This is a genomic window from Streptomyces sp. RLA123 (assembly GCF_056270165.1).
Genome location: NZ_JBWDOR010000003.1, coordinates 5033901 through 5048331, shown reverse-complemented (window position 1 = coordinate 5048331; position 14431 = coordinate 5033901). Strand labels below are relative to the sequence as shown.

16 protein-coding genes and 1 tRNA gene are annotated in these 14431 nt (G+C 71.9%); 12 read left to right on the top strand and 5 right to left on the bottom strand.

Annotated elements, in window-relative coordinates:
• Window positions 1-23 precede the first annotated feature (23 nt).
• Window positions 24-344, top strand: coding sequence for a DMT family transporter (locus RV983_RS22970; protein WP_475987629.1), 321 nt, complete (start codon window positions 24-26; stop codon window positions 342-344).
• 25 nt (window positions 345-369) lie between these two features.
• Here RV983_RS22970 and RV983_RS22965 read toward each other — a convergent pair whose 3' ends face one another.
• A complete protein-coding gene (locus RV983_RS22965; protein ID WP_475987628.1) occupies window positions 370-2610 on the bottom strand; it encodes a transglycosylase domain-containing protein in 2241 nt (746 codons plus the stop codon).
• Window positions 2611-2901: 291 nt separating this feature from the next.
• Here RV983_RS22965 and RV983_RS22960 point away from each other — a divergent pair, with 291 nt between their 5' ends.
• From RV983_RS22960 to RV983_RS22950, 3 genes are read left to right on the top strand one after another with little or no spacing between them, the layout of a single operon-like run.
• A complete protein-coding gene (locus RV983_RS22960) occupies window positions 2902-3702 on the top strand; it encodes an ABC transporter permease (protein ID WP_475987627.1) in 801 nt (266 codons plus the stop codon).
• Complete coding sequence (locus tag RV983_RS22955; RefSeq protein WP_475987626.1) at window positions 3695-4498, top strand: ABC transporter permease; 804 nt, start codon at window positions 3695-3697, stop codon at window positions 4496-4498. Before RV983_RS22960 ends, RV983_RS22955 begins: the two co-directional genes overlap by 8 nt.
• Before the next feature lie 7 nt (window positions 4499-4505).
• Entirely contained in the window at window positions 4506-5474 is a 969-nt protein-coding gene (locus RV983_RS22950; protein WP_475987625.1) for an ABC transporter ATP-binding protein, read from the top strand.
• Window positions 5475-5498: 24 nt separating this feature from the next.
• Here the strand turns inward: RV983_RS22950 and RV983_RS22945 are convergent, their stop codons facing one another.
• The gene (locus RV983_RS22945) at window positions 5499-6611 is read right to left on the bottom strand and encodes an aminotransferase class V-fold PLP-dependent enzyme (RefSeq protein WP_475987624.1); all 1113 of its coding nucleotides are present in this window, start codon (window positions 6609-6611) and stop codon (window positions 5499-5501) included.
• 53 nt (window positions 6612-6664) lie between these two features.
• Entirely contained in the window at window positions 6665-7972 is a 1308-nt protein-coding gene (locus tag RV983_RS22940; RefSeq protein ID WP_475987623.1) for an SGNH/GDSL hydrolase family protein, read from the bottom strand.
• Between the two features lie 178 nt (window positions 7973-8150).
• Here RV983_RS22940 and RV983_RS22935 point away from each other — a divergent pair, with 178 nt between their 5' ends.
• From RV983_RS22935 to RV983_RS22900, 8 genes are all read left to right on the top strand, one after another.
• On the top strand, window positions 8151-9458 hold the full coding sequence (locus tag RV983_RS22935; protein ID WP_475987622.1) for a DUF445 domain-containing protein: 1308 nt from the start codon (window positions 8151-8153) through the stop codon (window positions 9456-9458).
• Window positions 9459-9626: 168 nt separating this feature from the next.
• Window positions 9627-9947, top strand: a complete 321-nt coding sequence (locus RV983_RS22930) for a DUF6412 domain-containing protein (RefSeq protein ID WP_475987621.1) — start codon at window positions 9627-9629, stop codon at window positions 9945-9947.
• A gap of 92 nt (window positions 9948-10039) precedes the next feature.
• Window positions 10040-10711 carry a YidC/Oxa1 family membrane protein insertase gene (locus RV983_RS22925; protein ID WP_475987620.1) on the top strand — a complete coding sequence of 224 codons (672 nt, stop codon included), beginning with the start codon at window positions 10040-10042 and terminating at the stop codon, window positions 10709-10711.
• A gap of 35 nt (window positions 10712-10746) precedes the next feature.
• Window positions 10747-11604, top strand: a complete 858-nt coding sequence (locus RV983_RS22920; protein WP_475987619.1) for a fumarylacetoacetate hydrolase family protein — start codon at window positions 10747-10749, stop codon at window positions 11602-11604.
• 138 nt (window positions 11605-11742) lie between these two features.
• Window positions 11743-12123 carry a hypothetical protein gene (locus RV983_RS22915; RefSeq protein WP_475987618.1) on the top strand — a complete coding sequence of 127 codons (381 nt, stop codon included), beginning with the start codon at window positions 11743-11745 and terminating at the stop codon, window positions 12121-12123.
• 26 nt (window positions 12124-12149) lie between these two features.
• The gene (locus RV983_RS22910; protein ID WP_475987617.1) at window positions 12150-12380 is read left to right on the top strand and encodes an HNH endonuclease; all 231 of its coding nucleotides are present in this window, start codon (window positions 12150-12152) and stop codon (window positions 12378-12380) included.
• A complete protein-coding gene (locus tag RV983_RS22905; RefSeq protein ID WP_475987616.1) occupies window positions 12381-13232 on the top strand; it encodes an HNH endonuclease signature motif containing protein in 852 nt (283 codons plus the stop codon).
• A gap of 41 nt (window positions 13233-13273) precedes the next feature.
• A tRNA-Leu gene (locus tag RV983_RS22900) sits at window positions 13274-13348 on the top strand.
• A 43-nt stretch (window positions 13349-13391) separates the two neighbouring features.
• Here RV983_RS22900 and rdgB read toward each other — a convergent pair.
• A complete protein-coding gene (gene rdgB / locus RV983_RS22895; protein WP_475987615.1) occupies window positions 13392-14000 on the bottom strand; it encodes an RdgB/HAM1 family non-canonical purine NTP pyrophosphatase in 609 nt (202 codons plus the stop codon).
• 16 nt (window positions 14001-14016) lie between these two features.
• Complete coding sequence (locus tag RV983_RS22890) at window positions 14017-14424, bottom strand: hypothetical protein (protein WP_475987614.1); 408 nt, start codon at window positions 14422-14424, stop codon at window positions 14017-14019.
• Window positions 14425-14431: the final 7 nt, after the last annotated feature.

The window sequence follows — 14431 nt, the reverse complement described above, 5'->3', positions numbered from 1 at the left end:
TCGATGATCATGGAGGTGCCGTCGTGGCGTGGGTCCTGTTGTGTGTGGCCGGCCTGCTGGAGGTCGGCTGGTCGGTCGGTATGAAGTACACCGACGGCTTCACCCGGCTGTGGCCGAGCCTGGGCACCGGGCTCGGCATCGTCGCCAGCATGCTCCTGCTGTCCTACGCGGCGAGGACGCTGCCGATCGGGACCGCCTACGGGGTGTGGGTCGGGATCGGCGCGGCCGGGGCGGCGGTGCTCGGCATCGTGGTCCTCGGTGAGCCGGCGACCGCCGCCCGGATCTTCTTCATCTGCCTGCTGCTGGTGGCCGTCGTCGGGCTGAAGGCGACCTCGGGTCACTGAGGCCGCCCCGCTGCCCGTCCAGCGGCTACTGGAACCCGCCGCCCCCTCCGCCGTCGTCTCCTCCGACCGGGCCGCCGATCGGCAACTCGGCGCCTCCGGGGCCGCCCTCGCTCGGCGGCGGGGAACTGCTGGCCGGTGGCTCGGACGGGGACTGCGGGGGCTCCGACGAGGCCGGGGGCTCGCTGCTGGTGACGGGTGGCGGGGAGGACGCCGGAGGGGCCGACGAGCTCGGCGGCGCGGAGCTGGCGGGCGGCGCCGAGGTGGCCGGCGGGGCCGAGGCACCGGGCTCCAGCCGCAGGTCGAAGCCCCGCACCGGGGTGCCCTTCAGGGCGCCCGCGGTGTACTGCGCCCAGATCTGCGTCGGGAAGCCGCCGCCGTTGACCCGTTCCAGGCCGGCGGCGCCGTACAGCCGCTTCTGGGCGCCGGTCTGCGAGTCCTGTCCCATCACGGCGACCACGGTGGCCAGGTTCCGGGTGTACCCGGCGAACCAGGCGGCCTTGTCCTCCTCCGCCGTGCCGGTCTTGCCGGCGGCCGGGCGGCCGGACGCCTGGGCGGCGGTGGCGGTACCGCCCTGCACCACCGAGCGCAGGATCGAGGTCGTGGTGTCGGCCGCCTCCCGGGAGATCGCCTGCCTGGGCGCCCGCTCGGGCAGCTTCAGGTCCTCGCCGTTCTTGGTGACCTTCACCACCATCGTGTACGGGATGTACCGGCCGTGGTTGGCGAGGGTCGCGTAGGCCTGGGCCATGTCCAGCGGGCTGGCCTCCATGGTGCCGAGCGCCATCGCCGGGGTGCTGACCAGCTTGACCTGCTCGGGGACACCGAGCGCGCGCACCGTGCTGTTCACGTGGTCCGTGCCGACGTCCTGCGCCATCTGGGCGTAGACGGCGTTGACGGACTTGTCCATGGCGCGGGTGACCGTGATCGGCCCGTAGGAGACGTCGTCCTCGTTGGCCGGGGCGTAGCCGGTGGAACCGCTGCGGCCCACCACCTCGCGCTTGTTGGTGCCGTCGTAGATCGTGTACGGCGTGATGCGCCGGCCGCTCTGCGTGGTGGAGTCGTTCTGGACGGCCGAGGCGAAGATGAACGGCTTGAAGGTGGAGCCGACCTGGTAGTCGCGGCGCGTCGCGTTGTTGACGAACTGCTTGGTGTAGTCGATGCCGCCGTACATGGCGACGACCTTCCCGGTCGCCGGGTCGATGGAGGCGCCGCCCGCCCGCACGTATTGGTCCGTCTTGTGGGCCTTGGGGTCCAGATGGTCCAGGAGCTGGTCCTCGGCCGCCTTGACGAAGGCGTCCTCCTTCTTGCGGTCGATGCTCGTGGTGATGCGGTAGCCGCCGGAGCGCAGCGTCTCCTCGTCGAGGACGTGCTCGGCGGCCAGGTAGTTCTTGACCGCTTCGACCAGGTAGCCGCGCTGACCGGACAGGCTGGTGGCGGGCTTGGCCTTCAACGGCGTCGGGAACGTCAGCGAAGCGCGCTCGGTCCCGCTCAGCCAGCCCTCCTTGACCATGCCGTCCAGCACGTAGTTCCAGCGGTCCTGCGCCTGCGTCCTGTTCTCCGGGTGGGCGATCACGTCGTACTCGCTGGGGGCGTTGAGCAGCGTGGCGAGGTAGGCGCCCTGGGCGGTGTCGAGTTGATCGGCGTCCTTGCCGAAGTAGGCCTGGGCGGCGGCCTGGATGCCATAGGCGTTGCGGCCGTAGTAGCTGGTGTTGAGGTAGCCCTGGAGGATCTCGCTCTTGCTCTTCTCGCGGTCGAGCTTGATCGCGATGAAGAACTCCTTGGCCTTGCGGATCGCCGTCTGATCCTGGTTCAGGTAGTAGTTCTTCACGTACTGCTGGGTGATGGTCGAGCCGGACTGCTTGCCCTTGCCGGTGACCGTGTTCCAGGCCGCGCGGATCATCGCCTTGGGGCTGACCGCGGACTCGTTGTAGAAGTTGCGGTCCTCGGCGGCCAGCGTGGCGTACTGGGCGGTCTTGGCGATCTGGCCCAGGTCGACGTTCTCCCGGTTGACCTGGCCGTCGCGCGCCAGCTGGCTGCCGTCGGAGTACAGGTAGACGTTGCTCTGCGCGACCGCGCCGGCGTTGGCCTTGGGGATCTCCACCAGCTGGTACCCGATGATGAAGGCACCGGCGCAGGCCAGCACGACCAGCAGGAAGGTACCCATCACCGTCTTCCAGCCCGGGATCAGTCTGCGGACTCCGGTGCGCTTCGGCTTCGATCCGGACGGCGCGGTTCCCCCGCCGCCGGGGGAAGCGTTGCTGCTGCTCATGTCTGTACTGACTCCTCCGCGGCCGCCGAGGGTTGTGCCGCGGCGGAACATCTTGGGTCAATCGTGCCGTACGACCCGGCGGACACTCGCGCACCTTCAGGACAAAACGGCCCAATGGCACGCGTCCGTGACAGGGCTGTGACAGCCCTGGAGCACGCCGGGACCACACCACGGAGTGAAAAACCCGTGGCAGCGCGTTACGGCGGCCGGTAGCGTCGAGCGCTTGCGCCCGCTCCGTTCGGCACGGCCCGGGAACGGGAGAGCGGCACGACAGGAGGGGCCGACACCAGGATGCGCCTGTACGCCGCCGTCGCGGCAAGCGGCTTCCGCCGGCACGCGACCTACCGGACGGCGACCGTGGCCGGGGTCTTCACCAACACGGTCTTCGGCTTCGTCATCGCCTACACCTACATCGCCCTCTGGGACGAACGTCCCCACCTCGGGGGGTACGACCGCTCCATGGCGTTGACGTACGTCTGGATCGGCCAGGCACTGATCGCCGCATGCGCACTGCTGGGCGGCGGCTTCCAGGACGAGCTCATCGAACGCATCCGCACCGGCGACGTCGCCGTCGACCTGTACCGCCCCGCCGACCTGCAGACCTGGTGGCTCGCCGCCGACCTCGGCCGGGCCGCCTACCAACTCCTCGCCCGCGGCGTGGCGCCCATGGCCTGCGGCGCCCTGGCCTTCCACCTCGCCCTGCCCGCCTCGCCCGCCACCTGGGCGTTCTTCCTGCTGTCGGTGCTCCTCGGAGCGATCGTCAGCTTCGCCCTGCGCTACCTGGTGGTCCTCAGCGCCTTCTGGCTGCTGGACGGCAGCGGCGTCGTCACCGTCGCCGCACTGGCCACGATGTTCTTCTCCGGCTCGCTGCTGCCGCTCAACGCCTTCCCCCCGGGCCTCGGCGCGATCGCCCGCGCCCTGCCCTTCTCCTCGCTGCTCCAGGTCCCCGCCGACATCCTGCTCGGCCGCAGCACCGGCGCGGGACTCGCCGGCGGCCTGGCCTTCCAGGCAGGCTGGGCGGTGGCACTGCTCGGCGCCGGCCGGCTCCTGCAGTCCGCGGCGACCCGCAAGGTGGTGATCCAGGGTGGCTGAGGCACTGCGCGGCTACGGACTCGTCGTGGGGATGTGGATCCGGTCGACCATGGCCTACCGGGCGTCCTTCGTGATGACGGCGCTCGGCAACTTCGCGGCGACCGCCCTGGACTTCGCCGTCATCCTGCTGATGTTCTCGCGGATCGACCGCCTCGGCGGCTTCAGCCTCCCCGAAGTGGCCCTGCTCTACGGCACCGCCGGCACCTCCATGGGCCTGGCCGACCTGGCCCTCGGCAGCATGGAACGGCTCGGCCGCCGCATCCGCGACGGCACACTGGACACCCTGCTGGTGCGGCCCCTGCCCGTCCTGGCACAGGTCGCCGCCGACCAGTTCGCGCTGCGCCGCGTCGGCCGCGTCGCCCAGGGGCTGCTCGTGCTCGGCTGGGCACTGGCCCGGCTCGACGTCGCATGGACCCCGCTGACGATCGCTCTGCTGCCCCTGAGCGTGCTCAGCGGCGCCGGTATCTTCGCGGCGATCTTCATCGCGGGCGCCGCCTTCCAGTTCTGGGCCGGCGACGCCTCCGAGGTCCAGAACGCCTTCACCTACGGCGGCAACACCGTGCTCCAGTACCCGCCCTCGATCTTCGCCAAGGACCTCGTACGCGGCGTCACCTTCGTCGTACCGCTCGCCTTCGTCAACTGGCTGCCCGCCCTGCGCATCCTCGGCCGGCAGGACCCCCTCGGCCTGCCCGGCTGGGCCGACTTCGCCCCGCCGCTCGTCGCCGCCGCGAGCTGCGCGCTCGCCGGCGCACTGTGGCGGACCGCCCTGCGTTCGTACCGGAGCACCGGGAGCTGATACCGCCATGACCACCCCCGTCATCGAACTCGACCACGTCGAGAAGGTCTTCGACGTCCGCCGCAAGACCGGGCTGATGCGCCGCGAACGACACCAGGTACGCGCGGTCGACGGCCTCACCTTCAGCGTCCCCGCCGGAGAGATGATCGGCTACATCGGCCCCAACGGCGCCGGGAAGTCCACCACCATCAAGATGCTCACCGGCATCCTCACCCCCAGCGCCGGCCGGCTGCGCGTCGCGGGCATCGACCCCTCCCGCGAACGCGCCCGCCTGGCCCGGCGTATCGGCGTCGTCTTCGGCCAGCGCACCACCTTGTGGTGGGACCTGCCCCTTCGCGACTCCTACGAACTGGTACGCCGCATGTACCGCATCGAGACGCCGCGCTACCGCCGCAACCTCGACCGCTGCGTCGAACTGCTCGACCTCGCGCCGCTGCTGGACGTGCCGGTCCGCCAGCTCTCCCTCGGCCAGCGCATGCGCGGCGACATCGCGGCCGCCCTGCTGCACGACCCCGAAGTGCTCTACCTCGACGAGCCCACCATCGGCCTCGACGTGGTCAGCAAGGCCAAGGTCCGCGCGTTCCTCCGCGGCGTCAACACCGAGCAGGGCACCACCGTCCTGCTCACCACCCACGACCTCACCGACATCGAGCAGTTGTGCCGCCGCGTCATGGTCATCGACCACGGGCGCCTGATGTACGACGGCGGCCTCGCCGGACTGCACGCCATCGGCGAGAGCGAACGCACCCTCGTCGTCGACTTCGAACGCGAACTGCCGCCCGTGCAACTGCCCGGCGCCCGCTGCGCACGCGTCGACGGCCCCCGCCAGTGGATCGCCTTCCCCGCCTCCGCGAGCGCGGCGCCCCTGGTCGCGGAGCTCGCCGCCCGGCACGGCGTCGTCGACCTGTCGGTACGCGAACCCGTCATCGAGGACGTCATCGCCCGCATGTACGCCACCGGCGGCGCGCCCGTGTGACACCGCCGGCGGGCACCCGGCGGCTCAGCGCAGCGAACCCAGCGCCGCCCGCACCCGCTCGACCGCACCCGACGTCGTGGACGCGTGCGCCGACAGCCGCACCGAATCCGTCCGCACCGAGGGCGTGACCCCGTGCTCGTACAGCTCCTCGGCGATCCGCGCGGGATCGGTGCCGGGCACCGAGAACGACACGATGCCCGCCCGCTCCTCCCGCCCGACCGCGGACAGCACCTCACCGCCCGCCGTGCGCACCACCTCGATCAGCTCGTCCACCCGCCGCGCCACATGGGCCTCGATCGCGGCGACCCCCGACGACTCCACCAGTTCCAGCGCCACCGCGAAAGCCGCGGCCGTCACCGGGCTCAGATTGGTGATGCTCCAGCGCAGCGCGTCGGGCGCCGGCGGATGCTCGGTGTCGTCGAAGACACCGACGTCCGTCACCCCCGTCCAGCCCGCAAGCGTCGGCTCCAGCCGCTCCAGGGCCCGGTCCGACACCGCGGCGAAGCCCGTAGCCCAGCTGGCCCGCAGCCACTTCTGACCGCCGGCGACCACGACGTCCGCGGCCTGCCAGGGCAGCTCGGCGACACCGAAGGCCTGCATGGCGTCGACGATCAGCAGCCGGTCTCCGATGACCTCGCGCAGTGCGGCCAGATCGGCGCGGTAGCCGGTGCGGAAGTCCACGGCACTGACCGAGACCGCGACCACCTCGTCGGTCAGGGCGGCCCGCACCGCCTCAGGAGTGGGCGCCGAGTCGAGCCAGCGCGGCACCGCACGGCCCAGGGCCGCGCTGCGCCGCCACGGGTAGTGGTTGGCCGGGAAGTCCGCGGCAGGCACCAGGACCGAGCCCCCGGCCAGGCCGAACGCCGCGTGGAACAGCCCGGTGGAGGCATTGGGCAGCAGCGCCACGTGCGCGGTGTCCGTGCCCGCCAGCCGGCCCGCCGCGGCGCGCGCCCGCGGCTCGGCGCGCATGAGCTCGTTGACGGTGGTGTGGTCGGCCCCGGCGGAGTCGGCCAGCGCGGCCGCCGTCGCCTCCAGCACGTCACGCGAGGGCGGCCCGTACCGGGCGAAGTCCAGATAGCCCTCGGGCTCGGTGAAGTGCCCGGCGTAACCGGGCAGGCCGCCCGCGTGATCCGTCATCGCCGCCCTTTGAATTCCTCGTGAAGTCCGTGCAGTCCTCGCCCCGGGTCCCGTCACACCTTCGCGGCGGCGGAACCCCTGAGCAGCGCAGGCCGGACGGCCTCGGCCATCCGGCGGAAGCCCGCGTCGCCGGGGTGCAGATGGTCGCCGGAGTCGAAACCGGCCCGCATCCTCGTCGGACGGTACGGGTCACGCAGCGCCTTGTCGAAGTCGATCACCGCGTCGTACACCGTGCCCGACCGGATCGCCGCGTTGACCCGCTGCCGCACCGCCTCGGTCGCCGGGCCGAACCGGCGGTGGCCCTCGAAAGGCAGCAGCGTCCCGCCGATCACCCGTATCCCGCGGGCGTGGCCGCGTGCCACGATCTGTCGCAGCCCGGCCACCACGGCGTCCGCGTCGGCCTCCTGCGGCGGCCGGATGATGTCGTTGATACCCAGCTCCACGATCATCGTGCGGACCCCCGTCTGGGACAGCGCATCGCGGTCCAGCCGGCGCAGCGCGCTCGGATTGTCCCCCGCGACGCCGTCGCGAAGCACCCGGTTGCCGCTGATGCCCTGGTTGAGCACCCCCAGACGCAGCCGCCGGTCCGCGGAGGCCGACAGACGGTCCGACAGGTAGTCCGGCCAGCGGCGGTTGGCACCGAAGGTGGAGGTGAGACCGTCGGTGATGGAGTCGCCGAGGAACACCACCGCGCCCGCCGCCCGCGCGCTGAAGACATCCACGCCGCTGACATACCGCCAGTACGGACTCCGCGTCCGGTACGACACCCCCGAGACCTGCGCGGTGCGCTCGCCCCGCGCCATGAACGAGATCTGCCGGGCCTGCGGATGGTAGGTCACCGGCCCTGAAGGCAGCGCCGTGAACGTGGTGACCAGCAGATCGGCCCGCTGCGGCACGGTCAGTTGCACCGGGTCGCTGACGACGCCCCCGCCCGCCGGGATCGTCACCGACTCCCGCTCGGCGAAGCTCAGCGTGCGCATGGTGTCCTCGACGGCCGCCGCGCCGCCGCCCCCCGCGGCGCGGGCGACGCTGGCGCGCGCGATCACCAGCGGCGCGGTGCCGAAGACATTGGACAGGTGCACCCGCACGGAGGTGCCTCCGACACTGGTGTGCACCACGTTGCGGATCGACCATCCGGGGTACCCGCTCCGGGTACCGGGCTCACCCCCGGCAGGAGAGGTGGACCACGTGCCGACCCAGGAACCCGCGACAGCCGGCGCGGCGGTGCCGGGCGCCAGGGCCGGACGCCCCGTACGGGCCGAGACATCCGCACGGCCGACCATGACGAAGATCGCCGCAGAGACGACCGCCACCAGGGCGGTGAGTCCGGCGAGCAGGGCATAACCGGTCGTTCTGGTCACGCGGTGCTCAACTCCTGGGCAGGGGGGCGTCGGAAACCGGCGCGATCCGACCCCACTCATGATCCCATGGAGAGCGCCGGACCCGGCCGTCTGCTCTCTCGGACGCCGGGAACCCGTTGTTCGTTCCAACTGGTGAGTGTGGCGTGCGCAATACGCGGAAGGGAGACGGGTGCGACGGATGGAGAGGACTCCGGTGACCGCAACGGGTGAGAACGCGACTCCGGCGTTCTCCTACAGCCCCGCCGACGAGGACAGGCGGCGCGGCGTCCGCCGCATGAAGGTGATCGCCACCGGCCTGCTGCTGGCCGCCACCGTGGTGTACGGCCTCGCCAAATGGGCGGAGTCGGCCGGCGCCGGCACATGGAGCGGCTACGTCGCCGCCGCCGCCGAAGCCGGCATGGTCGGCGCCCTCGCCGACTGGTTCGCCGTGACCGCGCTCTTCCGCAGGCCACTCGGCCTGCCCATCCCGCACACCGCCATCATCCCCACCAAGAAGGACGCCCTCGGCCGCACCCTCGGCGACTTCGTCGGCGAGAACTTCCTGTCCGAGACCGTCGTACGCACCCGGCTGCGCAAAGTCGGCATCGCCCACCGCCTCGGCACCTGGCTCGAGGACCCCGAACACGCCGACCGCGTCACCGAACAAGGCGCGGCGGCCCTGCGCGGCGCCCTGACGGTGCTGCGCGACTCCGACGTCCAGGCCGTGGTCGGCGAAGCCATCACCCGCCGGGCCGACGCACAGGAGATCGCCCCCGGCATAGGGAAGATGCTGGAACGGATCGTCGCCGACGGCGGCCACCGGCGGATGGTCGACCTGGTCTGCGTACGGGCCCACGACTGGCTGAACGAGCACGGCGACTCGGTGATGAACGCCGTCCAGGGCGGCGCGCCCGGCTGGACCCCGCGCTTCGTCGACCGCAAGGTCGGCGAGCGGATCTACAAGGAACTGGTGCGCTTCACCGCCGAGATGCGCGACATGCCCGAACACCCGGCACGCGGCGCCCTCGACACCTTCCTCGCCGACTTCGCCACTGAGCTCCAGTCCGACCCCGACACCCGCAGGCGCGTGGAGCGGCTGAAGAAGGACCTCATCGAACGTCACGAAGTCCAGGACCTCATCGAGTCCGCGTGGAGCTCGGTCCGCAGCATGATCGTCGCCGCGGCCGAGGACGAACGCAGCGAACTGCGGCTGCGCGCCCGCGCCTCACTGCTGTCGCTGGGCGCGCGCATGACCGAGGACCCGCGGCTCACCGCCAAGATCGACGGCTGGCTGGAGGACGCCGCCACCTACGTCGTCACCACCTACCGCGACGAGATCACCGCCCTGATCACCGACACCATCGCCGGCTGGGACCCCGAGCAGACCACGCGCAAGATCGAGGCGAACGTCGGCCGGGACCTGCAGTTCATCCGGATCAACGGAACGGTCGTCGGCGCCCTCGCGGGCCTGGCCATCTACACGGTGTCGCGGGTCCTCGCGGGGTAGGTCCACCGGCGGCAGCCACCCGCCCGGACGACCGCACCCCGCCAGACATCGGAGGAATCCCCGCACGGCCGCCGGAAACCCGGCGCGCCACCGCGGAACCCCGCCGGCCCCACGAACGTCATCACCCCACAAGACCCAGCCCACCCGGCGGACGGAGAGGAGGACCCAATGACCCGCACCGAGGACGCGGCACTGCGGGCGCGCACCGTCATCGGCCTCACGGCCCTCGCCCTCCTCGCCGGGCTGCTCCTCACCCACACCGGACTCACCGGCGCACTCGCCGCGGCCGCCACCGCCACCGCGGCCGCGATCCTGCTCGGCCGCGCCCTCCACACCGCCGCCGGCTCCCCGCCCGTCCCCCGCGGACGCGTCCGCACCGCCCTGCGCGACCGCGAACGCCGCACCGCCTTCCTCCCCCAGCGCGACCCCGACGCCTCCGGCCGCCCACGCCCCCGGGCCCCCGGCCGTCCCGTCCCGACGGCCGCGTAGCGCACCTGCCACCCGCGCAGCCCGCACGCCGCCCGTCACGCCGACCACCACCGTGTCCGGCACGACGAGACCCGCGGAGGGTTCCCGCCACCATGTCCGTCCTCCCGCACCTCCTGCACTCCCTGACCGGCCTCCTGGCCCCCCTCACCGGCCACGCCGCCGCCCCGGCAGCCGCCGTCATCGCCTTCACCGTCCTCGTACGACTCGCCCTCCACCCCCTCGCCCGCGCCGCCGCACGCGGCGAACGCGCCCGCGCCGCCCTCGCACCCCGCGTCACCGAACTGCGCCGCACCCACGGGCGCGACCCCCGCGAACTCCAGCGCGCCCTCACCGCCCTCCACACCGCCGAAGGCACCTCGCCGCTCGCCGGCATCCTGCCCACCCTGCTCCAACTGCCGGCCTTCGCCGTCCTCTACCACGCCTCCTCCGGCACCCGCCTCGGCGAACACTGGGACACACCCGTGCACGCCACCGTCCTCGCGGTCGTCGCCGCCGTGGCCCTCCTCTCCTACCGCCGCGCCCGCAAAGCCGCCCCCGAGGCCACCGGCCTCGCCCGGCACCTGCCGCTGCTCTCCTTCGCCACCCTGATCAGCGCCGCGGTCATGCCGCCGGCCGCCGGGCTCTACCTCGCCACGTCCACCACCTGGACCGCCGCCGAGCGCGCCTGGCTGCGCCGTCCACACCATGGGAAGGGGGTTGCGGGCGACACCCCCTCCGCTGGAGGATCACCCAAGACCTCCGATGACCGTCCCCATCGGAAATGAACCCGCCGTAATCCCTCGACCCACCGGAGAGTCTCGTGAAGCTGCTGCGAGTCGGCCCCGCCGGAGCCGAACGCCCGGCCCTTCTCGACCAGGACGGCGTCCTGCGCGACCTGTCCGCCCTCACCCCCGACATCGACGGCACCCTCCTCGCCGACCCCGCCGCCCTCGACCGCATCCGCGAGGCCGCCGAGACCGGCAGCCTGCCCGCCCTCGACGCCGACGACCTGCGCACCGGCCCCCCGCTCGCCGGCATCGGCAAGATCGTCTGCATCGGCCTGAACTACCACGACCACGCCACCGAGACCGGCGCCGCCATCCCCACCGAGCCGATCCTCTTCATGAAGGCCCCCGACACCGTCGTCGGCCCCGACGACACCGTCCTCGTCCCCCGCGGCAGCCTCAAGACCGACTGGGAGGTCGAACTCGCCGTCGTCATCGGCCGCGAACTGCGCTACGCCGCCTCCCCCGAGGAAGCCCTCGCCGCCGTCGCCGGCTACACCGTCGCCCACGACGTCTCCGAACGCGCCTTCCAGATCGAACGCGGCGGCCAGTGGGACAAGGGCAAGAACTGCGAGACCTTCAACCCCCTCGGCCCCTGGCTCGTCACCGCCGACGACGTCCCCGACCCCCAGGCCCTCGGCCTGCGGCTGTGGGTCAACGGCGACCTCAAGCAGGACGGCAGCACGGCGGACCAGATCTTCCCGGTCGCCGAAGTCGTCCGCTACCTCAGCCAGTTCATGACCCTCTACCCCGGCGACGTCATCAACACCGGCACCCCGGCCGGCGTCGCCCTCGGCCAACCCGAGCCCAAGCCGTACCTGCGGGCCGGCGACGTCGTCGAGCTCGAGATCGACGGCCTCGGCCACCAGCGCCAGGTCCTCAAGGACGCCTAGGTCTCCCGGCCCTCCCCGAAGGGCGCCCCGCACAACGTGTGCCGGGCGCCCTTGGCGTATTCCCGGACGGCGTAACCGTCGTACGAACGGGTCGTTATTCCGTGCGAAAGTGCAACACCAGATCGGATGGGGGGACATATGCCCATCAGGTACACACGGGAGCTCGTCGAGCGGGCGGTTGCCGATTGCCGGTCGTTCTCAGAGGTGATCACCGCACTCGGCGGGACACCCACGAACGGCAGCCGCGCCTACCTGCGCAAGTTGCTCGCCGCCTGGGAGATCGACTGCACACACTTCGAGCCGGAAGGGGTTCGCCACACCGAGCGGCGGCTGCGGGCCGTCGTCCAGGAGTCGACCAGCATCGCGGACGTGGTACGACGACTCGGCATCAGCCCGGTCGGCGGTAATCAGGCGCACATCGGCCGCCGCATCGCGCGCCTGGGCATCGACACCTCGCACTTCATCCTGAACCCCGGTGGCCGCCGCGCCGCGCCGGAATCCCCTTGCGCGACCGACTGACCCGCGGAGCACCCGAGGACGGACGGATGCCCAGCGCCCGGCTGCGCAGGCACCTGCTCGGCAGCGGTGTCGAGGACAACTGTGCGATGTGCGGCACCGGGCCGCAGTGGAACGGCAAGCCGCTGCGCCTCGAAGTCGACCACGTCAACGGGGACTGGTGGGACAACCGGCAGGAGAACCTGCGACTGCTCTGCCCCAACTGCCATGCGACCACCGACACATATCGCGGCCGCAAGCGCCGGGGGGCGGTCTCGTAGATGTCGCGCCTCTACGACAGCCCGGGCTATGCCCGGGCCTCCCTCACGTCCTGCGCAGCAGAGTCCCGCGGTCCGGTGGACATGCTCCGGCGACTCGGGCAACCGCTCGGCAGCGGCCCCCTGCGGTATTTGAGGGAGCGCCCGAAGCACTACGGCATCGACACAGGGCATTTCATCGATGAGTCACTGCCACGTAAGCAACCTCGCAGGTACACGAAGAAGATCCTTGAGGAGGCCGCGTCACGCTGCGGTTCCATCCGGGAGATCCTCGAACACCTGGACGTGGCCCCGTACGACAGCGCTTACCGGCACATCGCCCGCAGGCCGGCTTATTTCGGCGTCGACACCTCCCATTTCGCGCAGGGGCCAGCCGTCAGGCCCCGCACCCTCGGTGTTGACGACATTCGCGCGGCGGTCGCCGGGTCGACAAGCCTCGCGGGCGTGGTCCGGAGCCTCGGTCTGCCGGACAACGGGACATCCAGGAGGAGGATCAAACAGGCCATCGCTGAACAGGGCCTGTCCAACGCGCACTTCACGGGGCAGGCGCATGCTCGCGGTGTCCCGTCACAGAGGCGCAAGCCCGCCGCGGACATCTTGCGGCTGCTCCCATCGGACAGCCCGCGCACCAGCCGCCGCTTGCTCCACCGGGCGTTGCAGGAAACGGGCCTGACCTACGTGTGCGGCGCCTGCGGCACGGGGCCCGTGTGGCAGAGCCTGCCCATCGCGTTGGAGATCGATCACATCAACGGGGACCGGCTCGACAACCGGATCGGCAATCTCCGGTATCTGTGCCCCTCCTGCCACAGCCAGACCGCCACTTTTGCCCGGCGAGGGCGGCCCGGCGCCTCATGACCGGGCAGGTGAGCGGGCCGAGCCAGTAGAGTTGGCCCAGCGGGCCCGTATCCCAGCTGGCCAGAGGACTCCGGCTTAGACCCGGTGTGTCGTGGGTTCGAGTCCCACCGGGCCCACCGCTGAGGGCGCGGCACCTGTAGGTGCCGCGCCCTCGTCGTCTCACCCCACCAGTTCCCGCACCACCGGCACCAGGGCCCGGAAGGCCTGGCCGCGGTGGCTGATGGCGTTCTTCTCCTCCGGCGTCATCTCCGCGCAGGTACGGGACTCGCCCAGCGGCTGGAGGATCGGGTCGTAGCCGAAGCCGCCCGCGCCCTCGGGGCCGAAGCGCAGCGTGCCCAGGAGTCGGCCCTCGACGACGTGTTCGGTGCCGTCGGGGAGGGCGAGGGCGGCGGCGCACATGAAGTGGGCGGCGCGGTGGGGGGTGTCGATGTCGGAGAGCTGGGCGAGGAGAAGGCCGAGGTTGGCGCGGTCGTCGCCGTGCTTGCCGGCCCAGCGGGCGGAGAAGATGCCGGGGGCGCCCCCGAGGACGTCGACGCAGAGGCCGGAGTCGTCGGCCACGGCGGGCAGTCCGGTGGCCTGGGCGAGGGCGTGGGCCTTGAGGAGGGCGTTCTCGGCGAAGGTGACGCCGGTTTCCTTGACGTCGGGGATCTCGGGGTAGGCGTCGGCGCCGACGAGTTCCACGCCGAGTCCGGCGTCGGCCAGGATGGCGTGGAGTTCGGCGACCTTGTGGGCGTTGCGGGTGGCGAGGACCAGACGGGTGTGCGGCATGGTCCGATTATCCCGGTCAGCCGGGAGCACAGACCTTGGAGAGCCCGGCGGCGGCGTCGGCGACGGGGGCGATGTCGGGGGCCTGGCCGGCTTCGGCTGCGGCGCGGGCCGTCTCGACGGCTTGTCGGAGGTCGTCGACGGCCTTGGTGACGTCGGCGTTGTCGGTCTTGCTGCCGAGGGTGGCGAGGTGGTCGGCGATCTGGTCGAGCGCGTCGGCGGCACCTTGCGGGTTGTTGCCCGCGTTGCTCACCGCGTTCTGGAGGTTCTGGACGTCACCGGCGACCTGGGCGGCGACGGTGGCGCAGTCGAGGGCTTTGTCGACGGCGTTGACGGCGTCGGCGGCGCCGCAGCCGGTGAGGGCGGCGGCGCCGAGTGCGGTGGCGACGACGAGTGCGGCGAGGCGGCGGCGGGTGCGTGAGTGCATGTCAGTA

Coding starts and splice junctions, on each gene's coding strand:
- RV983_RS22935 (WP_475987622.1), top strand. CDS start 8,151: ATGGAGAGGACTCCGGTGACCGCAACGGGTGAGAACGCGACTCCGGCG.
- RV983_RS22945 (WP_475987624.1), bottom strand. CDS start 6,611: ATGACGGATCACGCGGGCGGCCTGCCCGGTTACGCCGGGCACTTCACC.
- RV983_RS22910 (WP_475987617.1), top strand. CDS start 12,150: ATGCCCAGCGCCCGGCTGCGCAGGCACCTGCTCGGCAGCGGTGTCGAG.
- RV983_RS22930 (WP_475987621.1), top strand. CDS start 9,627: ATGACCCGCACCGAGGACGCGGCACTGCGGGCGCGCACCGTCATCGGC.
- RV983_RS22965 (WP_475987628.1), bottom strand. CDS start 2,610: ATGAGCAGCAGCAACGCTTCCCCCGGCGGCGGGGGAACCGCGCCGTCC.
- RV983_RS22915 (WP_475987618.1), top strand. CDS start 11,743: ATGCCCATCAGGTACACACGGGAGCTCGTCGAGCGGGCGGTTGCCGAT.
- RV983_RS22950 (WP_475987625.1), top strand. CDS start 4,506: ATGACCACCCCCGTCATCGAACTCGACCACGTCGAGAAGGTCTTCGAC.
- rdgB (WP_475987615.1), bottom strand. CDS start 14,000: ATGCCGCACACCCGTCTGGTCCTCGCCACCCGCAACGCCCACAAGGTC.
- RV983_RS22905 (WP_475987616.1), top strand. CDS start 12,381: ATGTCGCGCCTCTACGACAGCCCGGGCTATGCCCGGGCCTCCCTCACG.
- RV983_RS22925 (WP_475987620.1), top strand. CDS start 10,040: ATGTCCGTCCTCCCGCACCTCCTGCACTCCCTGACCGGCCTCCTGGCC.
- RV983_RS22960 (WP_475987627.1), top strand. CDS start 2,902: ATGCGCCTGTACGCCGCCGTCGCGGCAAGCGGCTTCCGCCGGCACGCG.
- RV983_RS22890 (WP_475987614.1), bottom strand. CDS start 14,424: ATGCACTCACGCACCCGCCGCCGCCTCGCCGCACTCGTCGTCGCCACC.